Source organism: Mesorhizobium sp. WSM3866, from assembly GCF_002294795.1.
Classification (GTDB): domain Bacteria; phylum Pseudomonadota; class Alphaproteobacteria; order Rhizobiales; family Rhizobiaceae; genus Mesorhizobium.
In genome coordinates this window covers 744,535-767,293 of the sequence record NZ_NSGC01000001.1, presented here as the reverse complement: position 1 = coordinate 767,293, position 22,759 = coordinate 744,535, and the positions used below count along the sequence as shown (strand labels likewise).

The window sequence follows — 22,759 nt, the reverse complement described above, 5'->3', positions numbered from 1 at the left end:
GATTGCGCTTTAAGGCGTCGAGCATTGATTTTGTTTGGTTTTCTGACGCAACGCGCTTTGCCATTCGACAGCACAGTGCGGCGATCCGCATAGCTCGAATTGTGCTTTGTGCGAAATCATGCACAAATGGGCGATGCTGCAACGCCCCGCCGCTGCCCTCGCTTCGACGCCCGAACTGCTCGCCGGGCGGGCGCGGCGCGCCTGGCTGCTGTTTGCGACGGTGGCGCTTCTCATCGTCTTTGCAGCGCTCTATGGCGCCGGCCTCTACGGACGCTCGACCGAGATCGAGGCGCTGTCGGCGCAAGGGCGGACCGACGCCAATCTCAAGGTGGCGCTGCTGCGTGCGGTGCTCGAAAACCCGCGCGCGCTGCCGCTGCTTCTGTCCGAAGACCAGCAGGTGCATGACGCGCTCGCTGAGCGCAGCCCCGCCTCGATCGACGTGCTGAACCGCAAGCTCGAAGGGCTGGTTTCGGGCACCAAGGCCTCGGTGCTTTACGTCACCGGCCCGGACGGGCTGGCCATCGCTTCCAGCAACTGGCGCGAGCCGGTTAGCTTTGTCGGCAATGACTACGGTTTTCGCGCCTATTTCTCGGGCGCCATGCAATCCGGCACGGCCGAGTATTTCGCGCTCGGCAATGTCAGCAAGCGCCCGGGCCTCTACATTTCGCGCCGTGTCGGGAGTGCGGCGGCCCCGCTCGGCGTCGTCGTGGTCAAGATGGAGTTCGACCAGCTCGAAGCCGACTGGCACGAGGCGAACCGCCCGGCCTATGTCAGCGACGAGCATGGGGTGGTGCTGATCACCAGCGTGCCCTCCTGGCGCTTCATGACGACGGCGCCGCTGGCCGCTCCAGTCGCGGCCGACATCCGCGCCAGCCAGCAGTTCGGCGAGGCTCCGCTGGTGCCGTTGCCCATCACGAGGCCGCAACCGCTGAGCCTCGATGTCGCACTGGTGCACGCCATCACGCCCGGCGGCAGCGACGCGGAGTATCTGCGGCTATCCACCGCCGTGCCGTCGACGCCATGGCGCCTCGACTATCTCGTGCCGGCGGAAGCGCCGATCGCGGCGGCGCAGCGCGAAATGCGTTTGTTGGCCCTCGGCGTCCTTGTCCCGCTGCTCGCTTTGGCCGCTTATCTGTTGTGGCGCCGGCAGTCCGCGCAGATGCGGATCGCTGCCGAGCAGGCGGCGCGCGCCGAACTCGAACGGCGCGTCGTCGAGCGCACGCAGGACCTCAGCCTCGCGCGCGACCGGCTGCAGGCCGAGATCGCCGACCACCGCAGCACCGAAGCCAAGCTGCAGGTCATGCAGCAGGAGCTGGTGCAGGCCAACCGCCTGGCGACGCTCGGCCAGGTTGCCGCGGGCGTCGCGCATGAGATCAACCAGCCGGTGGCGACCATCCGCGCCTATGCCGACAATGCGCGCGTTTTCCTGGAACGCAAGCAGACGGCGCCGGCGGAGGAAAATCTCGGCGCCATCGCCGCGCTGACCGAACGCATCGGCTCCATCACCGAGGAGCTGAAAGCTTTCGCCCGCAAGGGTCGCACCGCCGCCGAGCCGGTCGAGTTGCGCAGCGTCATCGAAGGCGCAGTGGTGCTGCTCAGGAGCCGCTTTGCCGGCCGATTGGACGCGCTGGCGATCACGCTGCCGCCGGCGACGCTGAAAGTGATGGGGAACCGGCTGCGGTTGGAGCAGGTGCTGATCAACCTGTTCCAGAACGCGTTGGAAGCGCTCGAGGGGCGTGACGGTGCTCGGGTCGAAGTGTCCGCCGCGGAAACCGCCGACGGCGTCGCGCTGATCGTGTCCGATAACGGACCGGGGATTCCGCCGGCGATCCTGAAATCGCTGTTCACGCCTTTCAATACCTCGAAGGAAAAGGGCTTGGGGCTCGGGCTCGTCATCTCGAAGGACATCGTCGCCGACTATGGCGGGCGTATCGAGGTGACAAGCAGCGGGACCGGCACCCGCTTCACCATCCATCTCTCGAAGGCTGGCCCGAGATGACAGACGGCAATCCGGTCATCCTGATCGATGACGATAGTGACCTGCTCAAGGCGACGAAGCAGACGCTCGAACTCGCCGGTTTTGCCGTGTCTGCCTTTTCCTCGGCAAGCGAGGCACTCGCCGGCCTCGATGCCGGCTTTGCCGGCGTCTTGGTGTCAGACATCCGCATGCCCGAAATGGACGGCCTGCAGCTTTTCGACCTCGTGGTCGACCTTGACCCGGATATCCCCGTCATCCTCGTCACCGGGCACGGCGATATCGCCATGGCGGTAAAGGCGATCAAGGACGGCGCCTATGACTTCATCACCAAGCCCTTCGCGGCCGACCGGCTGGCGCAAAGTGTATGGCGCGCCGCGGAAAAGCGCCGTCTTGTTATGGAGAACCGCGCCTTGCGCGAAGCGGCCGAGCAGGCGCAGGAAGGCCTTCCGCTGATCGGCCAGACACCGGCTATGGAGCGGCTGCGCCGCACGCTGAGACAGATCGCCGACACCGATGTCGATGTGCTGGTGACCGGCGAGACAGGCTCGGGCAAGGAGGTGGTGGCGAGCCTGCTGCATCGCTGGAGCCGCCGCGCCAAGGGCAATTTCGTCGCGCTCAATTGCGGCACGTTGCCGGAGACGGTGATCGAAAGCGAATTGTTTGGCCATGAGGCCGGTGCCTTCACGGGCGCGCAGAAGAAGCGCGTCGGCCGCATCGAGCATTCGAGCGGCGGCACGCTGTTCCTCGATGAGATCGAAAGCATGCCGCCCTCCACTCAGGTGCAGATGCTGCGCGTGCTCGAAATGCGCGAGGTGACGCCACTCGGCACCAACGAAATCCGGCCGGTCGACCTGCGCGTCGTTGCCGCCGCCAAGATCGATCTCGGCGATCCCGGCCAGCGCGGCAATTTCCGCGAAGACCTCTATTATCGGCTGAATGTGGTGACGCTTTCGATCCCGCCATTGCGCGAGCGCCGGGACGACGTGCCGTTGCTGTTCGGGTATTTCGCCGAGCGCGCCGCTGCCCGCTTTCATCGCCAGGTGCCCGCGGCGCCGGCCGCCGTCCAGCGCCATCTGCGCGAACACGACTGGCCCGGCAATGTCCGCGAGCTCGCCCATTTTGCCGAGCGCTTCGTGCTCGGTCTGGAAGAGATCGGCAGCAGCCCCGCCGCTCAGCCGACAGATTTGGACGTCTCGATGCCCTTGCCGGAACGGCTGGAGCGCTACGAGGCCGAGATCATCCGCGAGACACTTGGCCGCAATGGCGGCGATGTCCGGCGTACGATCGAGGCGCTCGGCATTCCGCGCAAGACCTTCTACGACAAGCTGCAGCGGCACGGCATCGTGCGCAGCGATTTTTCCAGAGAGATCAAGCTTGTGGAACCGGATCGAAGCCCTCGGCGTTGAGGCTATCCAGGAAACCGTGGCACGTTGGCACCAGCCGGGTGGCGAACGCATGATGGCGGTGGCGTTGCCGGTTGCACTTGGCAAGCGTTGATGGTTTGTTGCCGCTCAGCGGAGAACGAATGATGCGCGAATCCCTCGGTCAAGACGAATACGGCTCGGCCAGCCCCTTTGATCCGGACGATCTGCCGAATCTCAACGCAATGGGACCGGCGATGGGCAGCGGCAATGATTTCGAGAAATATGCCGTTGCCGTCATCATCGTGTTCGGCGCGCTGATCATCGGTGGCCTGATGGCCGCCTCGATGACCTTCGGCCACCGCAACGGCTTCCTGTTTGCGTTGGGCGGCGCCACTTCGGCCTGGATTTCGGGCAACGCGCTGCTGATTGACCGGCCGCGCATGTATGCGCTGTTCGTCGGCATCGCGGCGGTGCTGCTGATTGCCTCGACCATTACCCTTGTCGTATAGTCAGTAGCCCAGCGCCTCGCCGGAAGCGGCGCGGCTGTCGATGGCTCCGTTGTAGCGGGCGCCGCCACCTTTCTCGATCTCCGCCAGGCTCTTGCCGCCGACAAGGATGCCGGCCGCCTGGCCCCAGGTCTGGTCACTGAGATCGAGATGATAGCCCATGCCGGCAAGCAGCCTTTCGGTGTCGGGAGAAAGCCCGAAAGGCTCGACATAGACGGTGTCGGGCAGCCATTGATGGTGCATGCGCGGAGCGTCGATCGCCTCCTGAATGTTCATGCCGTGGTCGATGACGTTGACGATTGCCTCCAGCGTGATGGTGATGATGCGCGAGCCACCCGGGCTGCCGATGACCATGAACGGCTTGCCGTCCTTCACAACGACGGTCGGGCTCATCGAGGACAGCGGCGTCTTCTTCGGCTGGATCGCGTTGGCCTCGCCTTGGATCAGTCCGTAGAGGTTGGGCACGCCGGGCTTCTGGGTGAAATCGTCCATTTCGTTGTTGAGCAGGATCCCGGTGCCGTCGGCGACGACGCCGGCGCCAAAGGAACCATTGAGCGTATAGGTGACGGCTACCGCGTTGCCGTCCTTGTCGATGATAGAATAATGGGTGGTTTCCTTCGACTCGCCGAAGCCCTTGGGCATCAAGTCCTTCGAGACGCCGGCGCGGAACGGATCGATCTTGTCGCGGATGTCCTTGGCATAGCCCTTGTCGAGCAGTTTCGAGACCGGATTGTCGACGAAATCGGGATCGCCGAGCGCCGAATTGCGGTCGACATAGGCATGACGCATGGCCTCGACCATGACGTGGACGGTCTCGGCCGAGCCGGCTCCGAGATAGGACAGCGGATAGCCTTCGAGCACATTGAGGATTTCGCAGATGATGACGCCGCCCGAACTCGGCGGCGGCGAGGAGATGATCTCGTAGCCGCGATAGGAACAGGTCACCGGCTTCAGCTCGCGCACCGCGTATTGCTCGAAATCGCCTTTGGCGAGGATGCCGCCCTTGGCGCCGCTCGCCTTGACGATCGCGGCGGCAATCGGCCCCTTGTAGAAGGCATCGGGGCCTTTCTCGGAGATCGCCGAGAGCGAGGCCGCAAGGTCCGACTGAACTAGCTTCTCGCCGATGCCATAGGGCTTCCCGTCTTTTTTCAGAAAAATAGCGGCCGCTGCCGGATCCTTGGCCAGCCGGTCGGCGCCGCCGGCGAAGGAGGCCGCGTCGCCCTGGTTGAGGACGAAGCCGTCCTTGGCATAGGCGATCGCCGGGGCCATGAGATCCTGTCTGGACAAGGTCCCGTATCTCTCGCGCGCCATCTCGAAGCCGGCCACCGAACCAGGCACGCCGACGGCGAGATAACCGTCGAGGCTGGCACCTTTGATCGGCTTGCCCTCCTTATCGAGATACATCGTCTTGGTCGCCGCAAGGGGCGCGCGCTCGCGGAAATCGATGAAGGTCGAACGGCCGTCCTTCAAGCGGATGGTCATGAAACCGCCGCCGCCGATATTGCCGGCATTCGGATAGACGACGGCCAGCGCATAGCCGACGGCGACCGCCGCATCGACGGCGTTGCCGCCCTTCTTCAGCACGTCGACGCCGACTTCGGTGGCGAGATGCTGGGCGGTCACCACCATGCCGTGCTCGCCCTTGGCGGGAGCCGGCGAAGCCGCAAAAACGGCGGCCGATGGTGTGAAGGCAACAGTGAGCGCAAAGCTGACGGCGATCAGCGTCCGGCGGGTGAGATGCATGGTGGGTCTCCAAGGCGGGGGGACACCCAGGAAAGACCGTTGGAGCGCGTTAGTCCAATAACAATTGGAGTAGCATTGGGCAGAGCCCCTCACCTGCCCCGAATTGCGAAGGGCAATTCGGGGCAGTCCGACCTCTTCCCGCGGGGGAAGGAGCTCGTCAGCGCCGACGCCAACCTCTTCTGCCTTGGGAGAAAGGCGGCCGCGAAGCGGCCGGATGAGGGTGTCAGACGATCCCGCCGCCACCGCCGGCGACGCCCGGCCGCTCCGCCGCGACCTTCGCCCGGTAGCCGGCCTCGCGATAGGCGGCGACTGGATCAATGGCGCCGCCGGTTCTCAGCCGCGCCATGGCGAGGATCGGCTCGACATCGGTGCGGTAGGCGGTCTTCAGCGTCTGCGTCGCCATCAGCGCGTCGTTCGCTTCCTGAAAACCGTCCAGCGCCTTGCGGTCGACCAGCAGCGCCTGCGCATAGGCGCGCTGCACCTCGACCGCGGACAGCATCAGGCTTTCGATCGGATCGGTGACGTTATGGCTCTGGTCGAGCATATGCGCGGGATGGAATCCCTTGGCACCCGAAAGCTCTGCATCGACCAGCTCATTGAAGACCAAAAACAGCCGGTAAGGATCGATCGAACCGGCGTCGAGATCGTCGTCGCCATATTTGGAATCGTTGAAGTGGAAGCCGCCGAGCTTGCCGAATTGAATCAGCCGCGACACGATCATCTCGATGTTGACGTTGGGCGCGTGGTGGCCGAGGTCGACGAGGCAGAAGGCCTTGTCGCCGAGCTCCTTGGCGATGATGTAGTTCGTGCCCCAGTCCTGCACGACGGTCGAATAGAAGGCCGGCTCGTACATCTTGTGCTCGGTAAACAGCCGCCAGTCGTCCGGCAGGCCGGCGTAGATTTGCCGCATGGCGTCGAGATAGCGCTCGAAGGCCTTGGCGAAACTGACCTGGCCGGGGAAGTTCGAGCCGTCGCCGATCCATACCGTCAGCGCCTTCGACCCAAGCGTCCTGCCGATCTCGATGCATTCGAGATTGTGCTCGACCGCCTGGCGGCGCGTGCCGGCATCGGCGTGCGACAGCGAGCCGAATTTGTAGGAGAGCTTCTGGTCCTTCGCGTCGGAAAAGGTGTTGGAGTTCATCGCATCGAACCCGAGCCCGAAACGCGCCGCCGCCTGCTTCAGCCGGTTCGGATCGGCCTTGTCCCACGGGATATGCAGCGAGACGGTAGGCGTCGCTTGGGTCAGCTGGCTGATGACGGCGCAATCCTCGATCTTGTCGAAGATGTCGCGCGGCTCGCCGGGGCCGGGAAAACGGGCAAAGCGCGTGCCGCCGGTGCCGACGCCCCAGGACGGGATCGCGACGCCGAATTTTTCGACTTGGTCGCGGATCGCATCGATGGCGATGCCGCGCCGGTCGAGGCGCTCGCCGAGTGAGGCGTAGTCACGCTCGAGGGCGGGTTGGCGAGCTGAGTTGTGGTTGGCGACGAGGTCGGCTGAGATGATCTGTTTGGACATTCTGTCCCTCCCAAATATTCGTCGGCGCTGCCCCTCATCCGCCTACCGGCACCTTCTCCCCGTATAGTGACGGGGAGAAGGGACGCGCTCCAGCGCTGGCGCCCCCCTCTCCCCGTTCTTACGAGGAGAGGGTAAGGGTGAGGGGCAGCGCTGGCTTTGACAATTTACCGCGTAAAGCTCTGCGCGTTGCCGGCGTCGACATTGACGATGTTGCCGGTCGACTTGGCCGACATGTCGGACGCGAAGAAGTAGATCGCTTCGGCGATATCTTCCGGAAATACCGAGCGTTTCAGCATCGAACGCGACCGGTAGTGCTCCTCGAGATCGTCGGTCGACATCTTGTAGGCGGCGGCGCGCTGTTCCTTCCATTCGCCGGTCCAGATCTTGGAGCCGCGCAGCACGGCGTCCGGATTGACGACGTTGACCCTGATCTGCGCCTCCGCACCCTCAAGCGCGAGACAGCGCGCGAGATGGATCTCGGCCGCCTTGGCCGTGCAGTAAGCGGCGGCGTTGGGCGAAGCGGCAAGGCCGTTCTTGGAGGCGACGAAGACGACATTGCCGCCGATCTTCTGCGCGCGGAACAGCCGGAAAGCCTCGCGCGAAACGAGGAAATAGCCGGTCGACAGGATGTCCATATTCTTGTTCCACAACGCCAGCGTCGTCTCCTCGATCGGCGCCGAGGAGGCCAGGCCGGCATTGGAAACGAGAATGTCGATGCCGCCGAACTCGACCGAAGTTTCGGCAAAGCCCGACGTGACCTGATCTTCCGAGGTCACGTCGATCCGCACCGGACGGACGAAGTCTTTGCCGTAGGCTTTCGACAGCTCTTCGTGAGCGCCGGCAAGCGCGGTCTCATCGATATCGGCCAGCACGACGCAGGCGCCTTCGCGCAGCAGGCGGCTGGCGGTGGCGCGGCCGATGCCGCCGGCACCGCCGGTGACCAGGGCGATCTGTCCCGCCAGCGCCTTCGGCTTCGGCAGGCGCTGGAGCTTGGCTTCTTCCAACTGCCAGTATTCGATGTCGAAGGCCTCCTGAGCCGGCAGGCCGACATAGGACGAGACCGTCGAGGCGCCGCGCATGACGTTGATGGCGTTGACGTAGAACTCGCCGGAGATGCGCGCCGTCGCCTTGTCGCCGGCGAAAGTGAACATGCCGACGCCCGGCATCAGATAGACGACCGCGTTCGGATCGCGGATGGCGGGCGAGTCCTTATGTTTGGAGCTGTCGTAGTAGGCCTGGTAGCCAACCCGATAGGCCGCAATGTCGTCGGCGAGGCGCGCGATGACGGCATCGACATCCGGCTTTGCCGGATCGAACTCGATCACCAATGGCCGGATCTTGGTGCGCAGGAAATGGTCCGGACAGGACGTGCCCAGCGCCGCCAGCGGGCGCAGGTCTTTCGAATTGACGAATTCGAGCACTGCCGGCTGGTCGTCGAAATGGCCGAGCTTATGGCTCTTTTCCGAGATCATGCCGCGGATTCTCGGCATGAGTTTCGCGGCAATGGCACGCCGTGCCGGCGCCTCGAGCGCCTTCACCATCTCGCCGCCGAAGATCGCCTTGCCCTCGGATTTGCGCTCGAACCAGTCGATCGCCTGGTTGATCACCGAAGTCGTCGTTTCGTAGCATTCCTTCGGCGTGTCGCCCCAGGTGAACAGGCCGTGGCTTTCGAGAACCACGCCCTTGGCGTCGGGGTTCTCACGGCAGAATTTCTCCAGCCAAAGCCCAAGCTCGAAGCCCGGCCGCTTCCAGGGCAGCCAGCCGATGGCCTCGCCAAACACCTCTTTCGTGATCGCTCTGGAGTCCTTCGCCGCGGCAATCGCGATAATGGCATCGGGATGCATGTGGTCGACGCAAGCCTTCGGCACAAAGGCATGCAGCGGCGTGTCGATGGAGGCCGCGCGCGGATTGAGGTTGAAGGTGCAGTGGGGCAGATAGCCCACCATCTCATCCTCGTGGTCGACGCCGCGATAGAGGCTCTTCAGCGCGCGCAGCTTGTCCATGTAGAGGGTCGCAAACCCGTCGAGCTTGATCGAAGCGCTGTCGCCGCCCGAGCCCTTGACCCACAGCACCTCGACGTCCTCACCGGTCAGCGGGTCTTTCTGCCACACCTTGGACGAGGTGTTGCCGCCGCCATAATTGGTGACGCGCTTGTCTGAACCCAGCGTGTTCGAGCGATAGACCAGAAGCTCGGGGCCGCTCATCCCTTCAGCCTTTGCGTCGTCCCACAGATTGGCGAGGCGCGAGCCAGAGCGCTTGTCGAGCATAGGTATCCTCCCTTGGGACGCTAAAAAATGCGCAGTCCAATTTGGTTGGAATGTCTACGCAACAGGACCTCTTGTCAATCATAAACGATCAAGATCGATCATATTGCACTGCACAATGAAAATATGTGATCGGAAATGATTGACACTGCGCGTTTTCTGGTGCCTGATAGCCAGGCAGGGAGGAACCATGCACGAAAAAGAGCGCCACAGGATCATTCTGTCCGCCATCCAGGAAAAGCCTGTGGTGACGGTGCAGGAAATGGTCGACCTGACGGACTCCTCCGAGGCGACGATCCGGCGCGATATCGCGGCGCTGCATGTGCAAAAGCGCCTGCGCCGGGTGCGCGGCGGCGCCGAGGCGATCTCACCGCCGCAAGTCATCGGCCTTGCCGGCCGGCCCTTCTCGGTCAACGAAACGCTGAACGCCGCGCAGAAGCGGGCGATCGCGCGGGAAGCGGTGAGCCTTTGCAAGGACGGCGAGCCAATCATCATCAATGGCGGCACCACGACCTTCCAGATGGTGCATTTCCTGACCGGCCGCCGCATGCCGATCTTCACCAACTCGTTCCCGATCGCCGAGCATCTGCTCAAGCACTCGAAGAACACGGTGATGATGTCGGGCGGCACGATCTATCGCGAGCAGAACATCATCCTGTCGCCCTTCGACAATGACGTGACGCGCAATTTCTATGCGCGGCGCATGTTCATGGGCGCTCAAGGGTTGGGCCCGCTCGGCCTGATGGAAGGCGACCCGCTGCTGATCCAGGCGGAGCAAAAACTGATCGACCAGGCCGACGAGCTGGTGGTGCTGGTCGATTCCTCGAAATTTCGCATGCGCTCCAGCCTGATCCTGTGCGGGCTGTCGCGCATCACGACCGTGATCACAGACGAAGGTATCGACGACCGCGAAGCCAAGATGCTGGAAACCGCGGGTGTGGCGCTGATGGTCGCCCGCAAACAGTCAAGCGACAAGGAGGAATCTTCACTGCAGGCCTGAGGACAACTCGCGCCCGCAGCGGCGATGGAATGCAACGCTCAAGGGAGGATATTCGATGAGCTTTTTGAAGAAACTGCTGGTCACGGCGGCCTTTTCCGCCGCCATGTTCGTGAATGGCGCCTATGCCGAGAACGTCAAGATCGCGCTGGTCGTGAAGTCGCTCGGCAACGGCTTCTTCGACGCCGCCAACAAGGGCGCCGAGGAAGCGGCCAAGGAACTGGGCGACGTCGACGTCATCTACACCGGCCCGACCAAGGCGACGGCGGAGGCGCAGATCGAGGTGATCAACTCGCTGATCGCGCAGAAGGTCAATGCCATCGCCGTCTCGGCCAATGACGCCGATGCGCTGGTGCCGGTGCTGAAGAAGGCGATGGATCGCGGCATCACCGTGATCTCGTGGGACTCCGGCGTCGCCAAGGAAGGCCGCCAGCTCCACCTCAACCCGTCCGACACCAATTTGATCGGCGAGACCATCATCAAGCTCGCCGCCGACTACCTGCCGGAAGGCGGCGATGTCGCCATCCTCTCGGCATCCTCGACCGCGACCAACCAGAATGCCTGGATCGAAGCGGCCAAGAAGGTGCTGCCGGAGAAGTTCCCGAAGATCAAGCTGGTCGCCACCGTCTATGGCGACGACGACTCCGCCAAGAGCACCGACGAAGCCAAGGGCCTGTTGAAATCCTATCCGAACCTCAAGGCGATCATCGCGCCGACCACCGTCGGCGTCGTTGCCGCCGCGCAGGTCGTCACCGACGAGAACCTGATCGGCAAGGTCAACGTCACCGGCCTCGCGCTGCCGTCGGAGTTCAAGAAGTTCATCGACAACGGCGCCAGCCAGGCGGTCGCGCTGTGGAACCCGATCGACCTCGGCTACTCGGCGATCTATCTCGCGCATGACCTGGCGGTGAAGAAAGAAGAGGCCAAGCCCGGCGCCACGCTGTCGATCGGCCGCGTCGGCAAGGTGACGCTCGACGACACCAACTCGGCTGCGATGGCTCCGCCCTTCCAGTTCGACAAGACCAACATCGAGAAGTTCTCAAAGATCTATTGATCTGAGGAGCTTGCACCCTCCCCCTTGTGGGGAGGGTCGGCGAGGCGGTGTCGCGAAGCAAAACTGGCGAGACGGGGCGGGGATGACGACGCTTCCATGCACCAGGACCTTAATTTGATATGCTAGACAACCCCCATCCCGCTCACGTTGTTCGCGACCCTCCCCGCGAGGGCGAGGACAAATTGGCCCCGCGCCTGACGCTCTCAGGCATCTCCAAGAGTTTTCCGGGCGTTCGGGCGCTGCACAATGTCAGCCTGTCGCTCTATCCCGGACAGGTGACGGCGCTGATCGGCGAGAACGGCGCCGGCAAGTCGACGCTGGTCAAGATCATGACCGGCATCTACCAGCCCGACGCCGGCGAAATCAGCATCGACGGCCAGGCCACGACGCTGCCCAGCGCGCATGCCGCCTTCGGCCACGGCATCACCGCCATCCATCAGGAGACGGTGCTGTTCGACGACCTTTCGGTCGCCGAAAACATCTTCCTCGGCCATGCGCCGCGCACCCGCTTCGGCACCATCGACTGGCGCACCATGCGCAAAAATGCGCGCGAGGTGCTGGAGACGATGCGCGCCGGCCACATCGACGCCGACACCCGCCTGAAGGACCTCGGCATCGCCAACAAGCATCTGGTGGCGGTGGCGCGCGCCATGTCCATCGACGCGCGCATCGTCATCATGGACGAGCCGACCGCCGCACTTTCGATGAAGGAGATCGACGAACTTTTCCTCTTGATCGAATTCCTGAAGAGCGAAGGCAAGGCGGTGCTCTTCATCAGCCACAAGTTCGACGAGATCTACCGCATCGCCGACCGCTACACCGTCTTCCGCGACGGCGAGATGGTGGGCGAAGGCCTGCTCAAGGACACCGGCCAGAACGAGATCGTGCGTATGATGGTCGGCCGCAACGTCGACCACATCTTTCCGCAGCGCGAGCCGAAGATCGGCGCGCCGGTGCTGTCGGTCTCCGGCCTGTCGCACCCGACCGAGTTCGACGATATCGGCTTCGAATTGCGCAAGGGCGAAATCCTCGGCTTCTATGGCCTCGTCGGTGCCGGCCGCAGCGAGGTGATGCAGGCGATCGCCGGCATTACGCGCACCAGCCGCGGCACGATTTCGCTGGACGGCAACTCAATCGCGCCGAAATCGGCGGCGGATTCGATCGAGGCCGGCATCGTCTATGTGCCGGAAGAGCGCGGCAAGCAGGGTGTCGTCATCGGCCTGCCGATCTTTCAGAACGTATCGCTGCCTTCGCTTGCGCGCACCTCGAAATCCGGTGTGCTCAAGCTGGCGGAAGAATTCTCATTGGCCCGCTCCTACACCGAGCGGCTGGACCTGCGCGCCTCGTCGCTCAGCCAGGATGTCGGCACGCTTTCCGGCGGCAACCAGCAGAAGGTGGTCATCGCCAAATGGCTGGCGACGACGCCGAAGGTCATCATCCTCGACGAGCCGACCAAGGGCATCGACATCGGCTCCAAAGCCGCCGTGCACGGCTTCATGGCCGAGCTCGTGGCGCAGGGGCTATCGGTGATCATGGTCTCCTCGGAACTGCCGGAAATCCTCGGCATGTCCGACCGGGTCGTGGTCATGCGTGAAGGCCGTATCGCGGCCACCTACGACAACAAAGGCCTCGACGCCGAGACGCTGGTCAGGACCGCAGCGGGGATCGCGGCATGAAGAATTTTCTCAAATATCGCGAGATCTGGCTGCTCGCCGGCATCGTCCTGTTGATCGGGCTGATCTCGACCCGCTTCCCCGGTTTTGCCGATCCGGCCAATCTGCGCCAGGTGTTCAACGACACCTCGATCCTGATGATCCTGGCGCTCGGCCAGATGGTGGTGATCCTGACGCGCTCGATCGATCTGTCGATGGCGTCCAACCTCTGCTTCACCGGCATGGTGGTGGCGATGCTCAACGCTGCCCATCCGGCGATCCCGATCCCGGTGCTGATCGTCATCGCACTGCTTGTCGGCCTCCTACTCGGCGCCATCAACGGCTTCCTGGTGTGGCGGCTGAATATCCCGTCCATCGTGGTCACGCTCGGCACGCTCACCATCTATCGCGGCGCCACCTTCGTCGTCTCCGGCGGCGCCTGGGTCAATGCCGACCAGATGAGCCCCGACTTCATCAACTTCCAGCGCGCCGCCTTCCTCGGCCTGCCGGTCCTGTCGTGGATCGCGCTTCTCGTCATTGCGCTGTTCTTTCTGGCGATGACGCGCACGCAGATCGGCCGCTCGATCTATGCCATCGGCGTCAACCCGACCGCCTCGGTCTATGCCGGCATCGATGTCGGCCGCACCAAGTTCATCGTCTTTTGCATTTCCGGCATGATCGGCGGGCTAGCCGGGTACTTATGGATCTCGCGCTACGTGATCGCCTCGGTCGAAGTCGCCAACGGCTACGAGCTCAACATCATCGCCGCCTGCGTCATCGGCGGCATCTCGATCGCCGGCGGCATTGGCTCGGTCGGCGGCGCGGTGCTCGGCGCGCTCTTCCTCGGCATCATCTCCAACGCGCTGCCGGTCATCAACATCTCGCCCTTCTGGCAGATGGCGATCTCGGGCAGCGCCATCATCCTGGCCGTGGTGCTCAACGCGCGCGGCGAGCGCCGGCAGGGTCGCATCATCCTCAGAAAGGCGGAAGCGGCATGACCGACACCCCTGCCCCGCGCCATATCCCCGACCGGCTCGACAAGCCGCTTTCTTCGGCGATCTTTTCCTGGGAGGCACTGCTCGTAGTCATCGCGATCCTCATCTTCGCGGTGAACAGCTTCGCCTCGCCCTATTTCCTCGACCCGTGGTCGCTCTCGGATCTGACCTTCAACTTCACCGAAAAGGGCCTGATTGCGCTTGCAATGGCGCTGCTGATCATCTCGGGCGAGATCGACCTGTCGGTTGCCGCGATTGTCGCGCTCGCTTCGACGATGATGGGCATGGCGGCGCAGGCGGGCGCCGGCACGCCGGTGCTGGTCGCGATCGGCATCGCCGTGGGGCTCGGCTGCGGCGCCTTCAACGGATTGCTCGTCACCAGGCTCGGCCTGCCTTCCATCGTCGTCACCATCGGCACGATGAGCCTGTTTCGCGGCATCGCCTTCATCATCCTCGGCGACCAGGCCTATAAGGGATATCCGGAGAGTTTCGCCTTCTTCGGCCAGGGTTATGTCTGGTGGGTCTTCTCGTTCGAGCTGGCGTTGTTCCTTTTCGCGGCGCTGGTCTACTGGTTCGTGCTGCATCGCACGAGCTTCGGCCGCCGCGTCTTTGCCATTGGCAACAATCCGGTCGCCTGCCAGTTCTCCGGTGTGCGCGTCGACCGCATCAAATTCATCCTGTTTTGCCTCACCGGGCTGATGTCGGGCATCGCCTCGGTGCTGATCACGTCGCGGCTCGGCTCGACAAGGCCGTCGATTGCGCAGGGCTATGAGCTGGAGGCCATCACCATGGTGGTGCTGGGAGGTGTGTCGATCCTCGGCGGCGCCGGCAGCATCCTCGGCGTGGTTCTTGCCGCCTTTATCATGGGGCTGGTGACCTTCGGCCTCGGCCTGCTCAACGTGCCCGGCATCGTCATGTCGATCTTCATCGGCCTGCTGCTGATCATCGTCATTGCGCTGCCGATCGTCTGGCGGCGGCTGCGCGAAGGACGTTTCGCCTGATGGAGAAACACGCCTTCAAGATGAAGCTCAATCCCGGCATGAAGGCCGAGTACAAGCGCCGTCATGACGAGATCTGGCCTGAGCTGGCGGAGCTGCTGAGAGATGCCGGCGTCTCCGACTATTCGATCTATCTCGACGAGGAGACCAGCATCCTCTTCGGCGTGCTGTGGCGACGCGACGATCACGGCATGGCCGACCTGCCGAAACATCCTGTGATGCAGCGCTGGTGGGCGCATATGGCCGACCTCATGGAAACCAAACCCGACAATGAGCCGGTGGCGGTGCCGCTGGAAACCATGTTCCATATGGCATGATCCGCCACGTCGCCGTCATCGATATCGGCAAGACCAACGCCAAGGTGGCGCTGGTCGAGCTCACGACGCCGAGCGAGATCGCGCTGCGCCGCACCGCGAACGCGCCCGTTTGGCAGGCGCCCTACCCCCATCACGATGTCGAGGCGCTGTGGACGTTCATCCTGAACAGCCTCGCCGATATCAACCGCGAGCGGCGGATCGATGCGATCTCGATCACCACGCATGGCGCGACCGGGGCGCTGGTCGACGCCGCCGGCGAACTGGTGCTGCCGGTGCTCGACTATGAGTTCGACGGCCCCGACCAGCTTGCGGCCGACTACGACGCCGTACGCGCTCCCTTCGCCGAAACAGGCACGCCGCGGTTGCCCATCGGCCTTAATCTCGGCGCGCAATTCTTCTGGCAGCAAAAGCGCTTTCCAGTGGAATTCGCCAAGTCCGCCGCGATCCTCATGTATCCGCAATATTGGGCGCTGCGGCTGACTGGCGTCGCCGCCAACGAAGTGACATCGCTGGGCTGCCACACCGATCTGTGGAACCCCTGGACGTCCGACTATTCCTCGCTGGTCGACAGGATGGGCTGGCGTCCGCTGATGGCGCCCGTGCGTCGGGCGAAGGACAAGCTCGGATCGATCCTGCCGGCGATTGCCCGACTGACAGGGCTCGACCCCGCGACTCCCGTGTTCTGCGGCCTGCACGACTCCAACGCCTCGCTTCTGCCGCATCTGTTGTCCGATCGGCCGCCCTTCTCCGTCGTCTCGACCGGCACATGGGTGGTCTCGATGGCGGTCGGCGGCAAGAAGGTCGAGCTCGATGCGGCGCGCGACACGCTGGTCAATGTCAATGCGCAGGGCCATCCCGTGCCGTCGGCGCGCTTCATGGGTGGACGCGAGTTTTCGCTGCTGACCGAGGGCCAGGCGCAGGACTGGACCGAGGCCGATGTTGCCGCCGTGCTGGCACGCCAGGCCTTGCTGCTGCCTTCAACCCAACAGGGGTCTGGGCCATTCCCGCACCATGCCGCGCAATGGGTCAACGCCGAGGGCTTGCCCTCCGGCCAGCGCTTCGCCGCCATCTCGTTCTATCTGGCGCTGATGACCGCGACCTGCCTGGAGTTGATTGGCGGCGACGGGCGGACGACGGTCGAAGGGCCCTTTGCGCGGAACCCGCTTTTCATCCGCATGCTGGCGGCGGCAACGGGACGGGCTGTCATTGCGTCGGAGACGTCGACAGGAACGAGCATCGGCGCGGCACTGCTGGCGTCAGACGGCGCTACCGTCATCAGCAAAGGCGAGCGGACCGAGCTACCCGCAGATCCGGCTTGGCATGATTACGCGCGAGCGTGGCAGCGGGTCGTCGGGACGTGATCCCCGCCATGGTATTTGCCACAACTTGACAGGTCACGCCGACCAGCGCCGACATAGGCCGGTGGCAACTTGCGGACCGAACGTCTCAGCCCGCTGTCGCGTAAAGCAACCCTTGCGGATCGATCTCGGGCTTGCGGCCGGCGACGAGGTCGGACAGGAATTTTCCCGAGCCGCAAGCCATGGTCCAGCCGAGATGGCCGTGGCCGGTGTCGAGATAGAGGTTGCGGTATTTCGCCTGACCGAAGATGGGCACGGAACTCGGCATCATCGGCCTCAGGCCTGCCCAAAGCAGCGCCTTCTTCTCGTCGAAGGCGCCCGGGAACAGGTCCTTGCCGGTTTCCAGGATGGTTCTGAAATCACGCGGCTTGAAGCTGCGATCGAAGCCTATGAATTCCGCCGTCGAGGACATTCGCAGCCGGTTGCCCAGCCTCGAATAGCCGATCAGCCGGTCCTCGTCGGCGCCGCCCATGGTCGGACCCCTGCTCTCGTCCTCGAGCGGGACGGTCACGGTGTAGCCCTTCACCGGGTAGACCGGCAGGTCGATGCCGTAGCGGCGGCCGAACAGGCCGCTTTCGGGTCCCATCGAGATGACGACGGCGTCGCCCGCAACCGGTCCGGCCGAGGTCATCACGGCTCGCACCCGGTCGCCCTCGATGTCGAGACCCTCGATTGTCGTGCCGAACAGGAACCTGACGCCAAGCTTCTCGGCCGCATAGGCGGCGAGCTTGTCGACGAATTGCTTGGAATCGCCGGTCTGGTCGATCGGCGAATAGATGCCGCCGGCGATCTTGTCCTTCACGCCGGCAAGGCCCGGCTCTAGCTCGGCTAGGCGGTCGCGGCCGACGATCTCGATCGGTAGGCCGTGCTCGCCGAGATAGCGGTAATTGTCGGTGCCGGTGTCGAAGCTTTTCTGCGAGCGGAAGAAGTAGAGGATGCCTTTCTTGCGTTCGTCGTAGTGGATGCCGGTCGCCTCCGAGAGCGCATTGATGCAGTCGCGCGAATAGAGCGCGAGCCTCAGCTTGACGTCGGTGTTGGCGCGCAGGCGCGCTATGGTGCATTCGCGCAGGAAGCGCAGGCTCCAGGCATAGAAATACGGATCGAGGCGCAGCCGGACCTTGATGCCGAGGTCATGGTTCCAGAGCGCGCGCAAAAAGGTCTTCAGCGCCGCCGGCGAGGCCCAGGCGGTGGCGTCGCCCGGCGAGACCAGGCCGGCGTTCGACTGGCTGGTGCCGCGCGCCGCTGCCTCATGGCGCTCGATCACCGTCACTTCATGACCGTCTTTAGCCAGATAGTAGGCGGCCGCCGTGCCAACCACGCCGGCGCCGAGCACCAAGACCTTCATGCCGTCCCTCAAGGCTCATTCCAATAGTGCGCCTTCGGCGCACTGCCGCATGAGCCTCAATACCGCGTCTAAAAGCGCCGGACGAGCCCTTGGCCCAACAGGTCAGTGTCATTTACGCAATTCCGGATGAAGGCTACGGCGAAGTCGCCGAACCCAACCGCCACTCACTTTCCTGAACTGCTTAGTTTCGAACGGAGTTCTTGGTCGTCAGGATGCGTTCCCAGGCCAGCGCGTCCTTGACGATCTGGTCGAGATCGTCGCGCTGCGGCGTCCAGCCGAACTCCTTGCGGGCAAGATCGGAATTGGCGACCACGGCGGCGGCGTCGCCCGGCCGTCGCTCACCCATGCGAACGTCGAAATCATGCCCGAAGGCGCGGCGCACGCTGTCGATCACTTCCAGCACCGAATAGCCGTGGCTGTAGCCGCAATTGGCGACGAGGCTCTCCCCGCCATCGCGCAGCCGCTGCAGTGCCAACCGGTGCGCCGCCGCCAGATCGCTCACATGGATGTAGTCGCGGATGCAGGTGCCGTCCGGTGTCGGATAGTCCTTGCCGAAGACCTGCATGAATGGCCGCTTGCCGAGCGCCGTCTCGCAGGCGACCTTGATCAGATGCGTGGCGCCGGGCGTCGACTGTCCGGTGCGGCCCTTGGGATCGGCGCCGGCGACATTGAAATAGCGCAGCGCCGTATAGCGGATGTCGTGCGCAATCGCGGCATCCCGCAGCATCCACTCGCTCATCAGCTTGGAGAGGCCGTAAGGGGATTCCGGCGCCAGCCGCGCGTCCTCACGCACCGGCTCCAGCCCGGCGCCGCCATAGACGGCTGCGGTGGACGAGAAGATGAAATGTGGCACGCCCTCGCGCACGGCGGTTTCGATCAGCGCGCGTGTCTTGCAGGTGTTGTTCTCGTAATAGCCGAGCGGATCGGCGACCGATTCCGGCACCACGATCGAGCCGGCGAAATGGATGATGGCGTCGACCTTGTTTTCCCGGATGATCCGGCCGACCAGATCGCGATCGGCGACGTCGCCGACGACGAGCTTCGCCTCCGGCGCCACCGCCCATTCGAAGCCGGTGGAAAGCCTGTCGAGCACGACGACGCTTTCGCCAGCGTCCAAAAGCTCCCAGACCATGTGGCTGCCGATATAGCCGGCACCGCCCGTCACCAAAACCGTCATCGCTTCCTCGCTGATCAAGATTTATCGGAAACTGTCTCAACAGCCGCCGTGCTGGAAACCCCGCCGTAAGCCCATTAGCCTCCCATTTTAGTGTTAAGTCTGTAACAGTTCCGCCTGCCCGAGGCATCGTACCGAAACAAAGCTGGTTCACATCCCCGGGAATAGGCCATGATCCGGCATCGTTAGGAACAGGCGCGGGGCGTGGCATTTTGACCGGTGCGGCGCGGTGGACGTAACATAGGCCCGTGACTATGATCCGGCGCAAAATTGGGAAGCCGACATGAACTACCAGCGGTTCTTCGAAGACGCGATCGACCAGCTCCATGCCGAGCGGCGCTACCGCGTTTTCGCCGACCTCGAGCGCATCGTGGGCAAGTTTCCACGCGCCATCTGGCGCTCCAACGGTCGCGCCCAGGAAATCACCGTCTGGTGCTCCAACGACTATCTCGGCATGGGCCAGAATCCGGACGTCATCGCCGCCTTCCAGAACGCGGCGGGCCGGATGGGCTCGGGCGCCGGCGGCACCCGCAACATTTCCGGCACGTCCAACCCGCTGGTCGAGCTCGAGCATGAGCTCGCCGACCTGCACGACAAGGAGGCGGCGCTGGTTTTCACCTCCGGTTTCGTTTCCAACGAAGCCTCGATCTCGACCATCGCCAGGCTCTTGCCCAACTGCCTGATCATCTCGGACGAGTTGAACCATGCCTCGATGATCGAAGGCGTGCGGCGTTCCGGGGCCGAGAAGAAGATCTTCCGCCACAACGACGTTGCGCATCTGGAAAGCCTGCTGCAGGCTGCAGGACGCGAGCGCGCCAAGCTGATCGTCTTCGAAAGCGTCTATTCGATGGACGGCGACATCGCGCCGATCAAGCAGATCGTCGAGCTCGCCGAGCGCTACAACGCCATGACCTATATCGACGAGGTTCATGCTGTCGGCATGTACGGTGCGCGCGGCGGCGGTATCACCGAGCGCGAGGGTCTTGCCGACCGCATCGACATCATCGAGGGGACGCTGGCCAAGGCCTTCGGCACGCTGGGCGGCTACATCACCGGCACAAGCGCTGTGATCGACGCGGTGCGCTCCTATGCGCCGGGCTTCATCTTCACCACCGCGCTGCCGCCCGCGATCGCGGCGGCCGCCACCACCTCGATCAGGCATCTGAAGCGCTCGCAGGCCGAGCGCGACGCCCAGCAGCGCCAGGCAGCGCGGGCCAAGCAGGTGCTTGCCGCGGCCGGGCTGCCGGTGATGGAATCCGCCACCCACATCGTGCCGGTGCTGGTCGGCGATCCCGAGCTTTGCAAGATGGCGAGCGACCGCCTGCTCGGCGTCCACGGCATCTACATCCAGCCGATCAACTATCCGACGGTGCCGCGCGGCACCGAACGGCTACGCATCACGCCGACACCTTTCCATTCCGACGCGCTGATCGCCGAACTGCAGGACGCGCTGGTCGAGACCTGGGACGCGCTCGGCATCCCCTATGCCGCCTCCGGCCGCCCGGCCGTCGCCAAGAGCGACCGGATTATTCCACTCCTGGTGCCGAAATCAGGCGGCTGAAGCCGCCCGTCTCAGACCGTCTTCATCCATTTCGCGAGGCGATTTGCCGCTTCCTCGAGCTGATCGAGGCGGCGGTGGAAGCACAGTCTGAGGAAGGCCTCCCCGCCGGGGCCGAAGGCCGTGCCGGGCGCCAGGCCGACATTGGCGTTGTCGACGATGTCGAAGGCGGCGGCGCGGGAATCGGTGATGCCGTCGACGGTGAAGAACAGGTAGAACGCACCTTGCGGCACGGTGAAGCGCGCCTTGCCGGTGGCACCCAGGATGTCGCAGACCAGATCGCGCGCCGCACGTGCCCGCTCCACCTGCTCGACGATAAAGCCGTCACCCTCGTCGAGGGCCGCAACCGCGCCGCGCTGCATGAACTGGGCGACGCCCGAGGTCGAATACTGGATCAGGTTCTCGAACACCTGCTGCAGCGCCGGATGGGTCTTGATCCAGCCGACTCGCCAGCCGGTCATCGCCCAGTTCTTGGAGAAGCTGTTGACGAACAGGATGCGGTCTTCCGCCGTTGCGATATCGAGGAAAGACGGCGCGCGGCCGTGGCCATAGTGGAACAGCGCATAGATCTCGTCGGCGATGATCCAAAGCTTCTTCGTGCGGGCCAGATCGAGGATCGCTTGAAGCGTTTCCTTGTCGGCTGTCCAGCCGGTCGGGTTCGAGGGGGTATTGATGAACAGCGCCTTGGTACGCGGCGTGATGGCGGCTGCGATCTTGTCGACATCGCAGGACCAGCCATTGCCGGACTGGTCGAGCGTGACCGGCACGGGAACAGCGCCGGCAACACCGGCGGCGGCAGCGAAATTCGGCCACGCCGGCGAGAGATAGACGACCTCGTCGCCGCTGCCGGCGATCGCGTCGATGGCCAGTTGAATGGCATGCATGCCCGAGCCGGTGACGATGAATTCTTCCTCGGCGAAGCGCTGGCCGAAATGCCTGGCATAGTAGCGGGCGAGCGCCTGCCTAAGCTCGGGAATGCCCTTCTGCCAGGTGTAGAAGGTCTCGCCATTGGCGAGGCCGCCTGCGGCGGCATCGCTGATGAAGGAAGGCGTCGGCAGGTCGCCCTCTCCGGCCCAGAGCGGAATCAGGCCTTCGCGCAAGCGGCCGTGATTGACGACGGCGACAATGCCGCTTTCGGGGGCAGCACGGGCTTCTGCGCGCAAGGTCTCACTCAGGATCATGGACAAATCCGTGCTCGTTTTGCTGCGCTCTTACCAGATCACTGAACAGAAAACCCCAGCCGCAAGCGGCCGGGATTTTGGTCCAGCGAGAACGTTGGATGCGTTATTTCCTGGCGAGCAGGTCGCGGATTTCGGTCAGAAGCTGGACATCCGCCGGCGGCGGCGCCGCGGCAGTCGCAGGCTTCTCTCGCTCCAGCCGCCTGCGCAGATTGTTCACCGCCTTGACCATCAGGAAGATGATGAAGGCGAGGATCAGAAAATTCAGCACGACGGTGATGAAGCTGCCATAGGCGAAAACGGCTCCCTCTTTCTTGGCTTCGGCCAGCGTGGCCGAGTGCACATTGGAGGACAGCCCAAAGAAGTAATTGTTGAAGTCAAGCCCGCCGAAAATCGCGCCGATGATCGGCATGATGATGTCATTGACCAGCGAATCGACGATTTTGGAGAAGGCGGCGCCGATGATGACGGCGACGGCCAAATCCATCACATTGCCCTTGGAGATGAATTCCTGGAATTCTTTCAGCATCCGACCCTCCTTGTCATTACGGGCCGCGCTGCCGCCCCGGCTCTCCGGCGCCGACCCCGAAGCCACAATAACAAAAACCCCCAGTTGCAAAACCGGAAAAAGGGCGGAACCGTCGGTTTGTGCCTAACCGGTTCGCGCTTCCGAGGTCACCGCGCACCTATGCGCCGAAAGCCGCGGGTGGACTTGGCGTCAAAGCTGTGGTTGCGTTTGATAACCGGACGAGCAGCCGGTCA

The 22,759-nt window shown here is 63.8% G+C and carries 18 protein-coding genes; 11 read left to right on the top strand and 7 right to left on the bottom strand.

Going from position 1 to position 22,759, the window contains the following annotated elements:
* Nucleotides 1-133: 133 nt before the first annotated feature.
* The 3 genes from CK222_RS03630 to CK222_RS03620 all read left to right on the top strand — a co-directional run bounded on the left by CK222_RS03630 (nt 134) and on the right by CK222_RS03620 (nt 3,851).
* Entirely contained in the window at nt 134-1,999 is a 1,866-nt protein-coding gene (locus tag CK222_RS03630; protein ID WP_095799493.1) for a sensor histidine kinase, read from the top strand.
* A complete protein-coding gene (locus CK222_RS03625; RefSeq protein ID WP_067322825.1) occupies nt 1,996-3,384 on the top strand; it encodes a sigma-54 dependent transcriptional regulator in 1,389 nt (462 codons plus the stop codon). Before CK222_RS03630 ends, CK222_RS03625 begins: the two co-directional genes overlap by 4 nt.
* Nucleotides 3,385-3,503: 119 nt before the next feature.
* Complete coding sequence (locus tag CK222_RS03620) at nt 3,504-3,851, top strand: hypothetical protein (RefSeq protein WP_067322821.1); 348 nt, start codon at nt 3,504-3,506, stop codon at nt 3,849-3,851.
* Here the strand turns inward: CK222_RS03620 and ggt are convergent, their stop codons facing one another.
* The 3 genes from ggt to CK222_RS03605 all read right to left on the bottom strand — a co-directional run bounded on the left by ggt (nt 3,852) and on the right by CK222_RS03605 (nt 9,374).
* Nucleotides 3,852-5,591 (bottom strand): gamma-glutamyltransferase, encoded by a 1,740-nt coding sequence (gene ggt, locus CK222_RS03615; RefSeq protein ID WP_095799400.1) that lies wholly within the window; start codon nt 5,589-5,591, stop codon nt 3,852-3,854. It lies immediately after the preceding gene.
* Between the two features lie 223 nt (nt 5,592-5,814).
* Nucleotides 5,815-7,107 carry an L-rhamnose catabolism isomerase gene (gene rhaI, locus CK222_RS03610; protein ID WP_095799399.1) on the bottom strand — a complete coding sequence of 431 codons (1,293 nt, stop codon included), beginning with the start codon at nt 7,105-7,107 and terminating at the stop codon, nt 5,815-5,817.
* 164 nt (nt 7,108-7,271) lie between these two features.
* On the bottom strand, nt 7,272-9,374 hold the full coding sequence (locus tag CK222_RS03605; protein ID WP_095799398.1) for a bifunctional rhamnulose-1-phosphate aldolase/short-chain dehydrogenase: 2,103 nt from the start codon (nt 9,372-9,374) through the stop codon (nt 7,272-7,274).
* Between the two features lie 187 nt (nt 9,375-9,561).
* Here CK222_RS03605 and CK222_RS03600 point away from each other — a divergent pair, with 187 nt between their 5' ends.
* From CK222_RS03600 to CK222_RS03570, 7 genes are all read left to right on the top strand, one after another.
* Nucleotides 9,562-10,371 (top strand): DeoR/GlpR family DNA-binding transcription regulator, encoded by an 810-nt coding sequence (locus CK222_RS03600; protein WP_095799397.1) that lies wholly within the window; start codon nt 9,562-9,564, stop codon nt 10,369-10,371.
* A gap of 55 nt (nt 10,372-10,426) precedes the next feature.
* Nucleotides 10,427-11,422 (top strand): rhamnose ABC transporter substrate-binding protein, encoded by a 996-nt coding sequence (gene rhaS / locus CK222_RS03595; RefSeq protein WP_095782942.1) that lies wholly within the window; start codon nt 10,427-10,429, stop codon nt 11,420-11,422.
* A gap of 119 nt (nt 11,423-11,541) precedes the next feature.
* The gene (locus tag CK222_RS03590) at nt 11,542-13,098 is read left to right on the top strand and encodes a sugar ABC transporter ATP-binding protein (RefSeq protein WP_245322491.1); all 1,557 of its coding nucleotides are present in this window, start codon (nt 11,542-11,544) and stop codon (nt 13,096-13,098) included.
* On the top strand, nt 13,095-14,072 hold the full coding sequence (locus CK222_RS03585) for an ABC transporter permease (protein ID WP_067322800.1): 978 nt from the start codon (nt 13,095-13,097) through the stop codon (nt 14,070-14,072). The genes CK222_RS03590 and CK222_RS03585 overlap by 4 nt, the downstream gene beginning before the upstream one ends.
* Complete coding sequence (locus CK222_RS03580; protein ID WP_095799395.1) at nt 14,069-15,070, top strand: ABC transporter permease; 1,002 nt, start codon at nt 14,069-14,071, stop codon at nt 15,068-15,070. Before CK222_RS03585 ends, CK222_RS03580 begins: the two co-directional genes overlap by 4 nt.
* Entirely contained in the window at nt 15,070-15,384 is a 315-nt protein-coding gene (gene rhaM / locus CK222_RS03575; protein WP_067322795.1) for an L-rhamnose mutarotase, read from the top strand. Before CK222_RS03580 ends, rhaM begins: the two co-directional genes overlap by 1 nt.
* Nucleotides 15,381-16,745, top strand: coding sequence for an FGGY-family carbohydrate kinase (locus CK222_RS03570; protein ID WP_095799394.1), 1,365 nt, complete (start codon nt 15,381-15,383; stop codon nt 16,743-16,745). The genes rhaM and CK222_RS03570 overlap by 4 nt, the downstream gene beginning before the upstream one ends.
* An 85-nt stretch (nt 16,746-16,830) precedes the next feature.
* On the opposite strand, the gene CK222_RS03565 is transcribed toward CK222_RS03570, so the two are convergent.
* Entirely contained in the window at nt 16,831-18,087 is a 1,257-nt protein-coding gene (locus CK222_RS03565) for a D-amino acid dehydrogenase (protein WP_095799393.1), read from the bottom strand.
* 181 nt (nt 18,088-18,268) lie between these two features.
* Nucleotides 18,269-19,264 (bottom strand): UDP-glucose 4-epimerase GalE, encoded by a 996-nt coding sequence (galE, locus tag CK222_RS03560; protein WP_095799492.1) that lies wholly within the window; start codon nt 19,262-19,264, stop codon nt 18,269-18,271.
* Nucleotides 19,265-19,544: 280 nt separating this feature from the next.
* Between galE and hemA the strand changes: the two genes are divergently transcribed.
* Nucleotides 19,545-20,822, top strand: coding sequence for a 5-aminolevulinate synthase (gene hemA / locus CK222_RS03555; protein WP_066996827.1), 1,278 nt, complete (start codon nt 19,545-19,547; stop codon nt 20,820-20,822).
* 11 nt (nt 20,823-20,833) lie between these two features.
* On the opposite strand, the gene CK222_RS03550 is transcribed toward hemA, so the two are convergent.
* Both CK222_RS03550 and mscL read right to left on the bottom strand, forming a co-directional pair.
* On the bottom strand, nt 20,834-22,000 hold the full coding sequence (locus tag CK222_RS03550) for a pyridoxal phosphate-dependent aminotransferase (RefSeq protein ID WP_095799392.1): 1,167 nt from the start codon (nt 21,998-22,000) through the stop codon (nt 20,834-20,836).
* A gap of 103 nt (nt 22,001-22,103) precedes the next feature.
* Nucleotides 22,104-22,526 (bottom strand): large conductance mechanosensitive channel protein MscL, encoded by a 423-nt coding sequence (gene mscL, locus CK222_RS03545; RefSeq protein WP_095799391.1) that lies wholly within the window; start codon nt 22,524-22,526, stop codon nt 22,104-22,106.
* Between the last annotated feature and the right edge of the window lie 233 nt (nt 22,527-22,759).

Coding starts and splice junctions, on each gene's coding strand:
- CK222_RS03630 (WP_095799493.1), top strand. CDS start 134: ATGCTGCAACGCCCCGCCGCTGCCCTCGCTTCGACGCCCGAACTGCTC.
- CK222_RS03625 (WP_067322825.1), top strand. CDS start 1,996: ATGACAGACGGCAATCCGGTCATCCTGATCGATGACGATAGTGACCTG.
- CK222_RS03620 (WP_067322821.1), top strand. CDS start 3,504: ATGATGCGCGAATCCCTCGGTCAAGACGAATACGGCTCGGCCAGCCCC.
- ggt (WP_095799400.1), bottom strand. CDS start 5,591: ATGCATCTCACCCGCCGGACGCTGATCGCCGTCAGCTTTGCGCTCACT.
- rhaI (WP_095799399.1), bottom strand. CDS start 7,107: ATGTCCAAACAGATCATCTCAGCCGACCTCGTCGCCAACCACAACTCA.
- CK222_RS03605 (WP_095799398.1), bottom strand. CDS start 9,374: ATGCTCGACAAGCGCTCTGGCTCGCGCCTCGCCAATCTGTGGGACGAC.
- CK222_RS03600 (WP_095799397.1), top strand. CDS start 9,562: ATGCACGAAAAAGAGCGCCACAGGATCATTCTGTCCGCCATCCAGGAA.
- rhaS (WP_095782942.1), top strand. CDS start 10,427: ATGAGCTTTTTGAAGAAACTGCTGGTCACGGCGGCCTTTTCCGCCGCC.
- CK222_RS03590 (WP_245322491.1), top strand. CDS start 11,542: ATGCTAGACAACCCCCATCCCGCTCACGTTGTTCGCGACCCTCCCCGC.
- CK222_RS03585 (WP_067322800.1), top strand. CDS start 13,095: ATGAAGAATTTTCTCAAATATCGCGAGATCTGGCTGCTCGCCGGCATC.
- CK222_RS03580 (WP_095799395.1), top strand. CDS start 14,069: ATGACCGACACCCCTGCCCCGCGCCATATCCCCGACCGGCTCGACAAG.
- rhaM (WP_067322795.1), top strand. CDS start 15,070: ATGGAGAAACACGCCTTCAAGATGAAGCTCAATCCCGGCATGAAGGCC.
- CK222_RS03570 (WP_095799394.1), top strand. CDS start 15,381: ATGATCCGCCACGTCGCCGTCATCGATATCGGCAAGACCAACGCCAAG.
- CK222_RS03565 (WP_095799393.1), bottom strand. CDS start 18,087: ATGAAGGTCTTGGTGCTCGGCGCCGGCGTGGTTGGCACGGCGGCCGCC.
- galE (WP_095799492.1), bottom strand. CDS start 19,264: ATGACGGTTTTGGTGACGGGCGGTGCCGGCTATATCGGCAGCCACATG.
- hemA (WP_066996827.1), top strand. CDS start 19,545: ATGAACTACCAGCGGTTCTTCGAAGACGCGATCGACCAGCTCCATGCC.
- CK222_RS03550 (WP_095799392.1), bottom strand. CDS start 22,000: ATGATCCTGAGTGAGACCTTGCGCGCAGAAGCCCGTGCTGCCCCCGAA.
- mscL (WP_095799391.1), bottom strand. CDS start 22,526: ATGCTGAAAGAATTCCAGGAATTCATCTCCAAGGGCAATGTGATGGAT.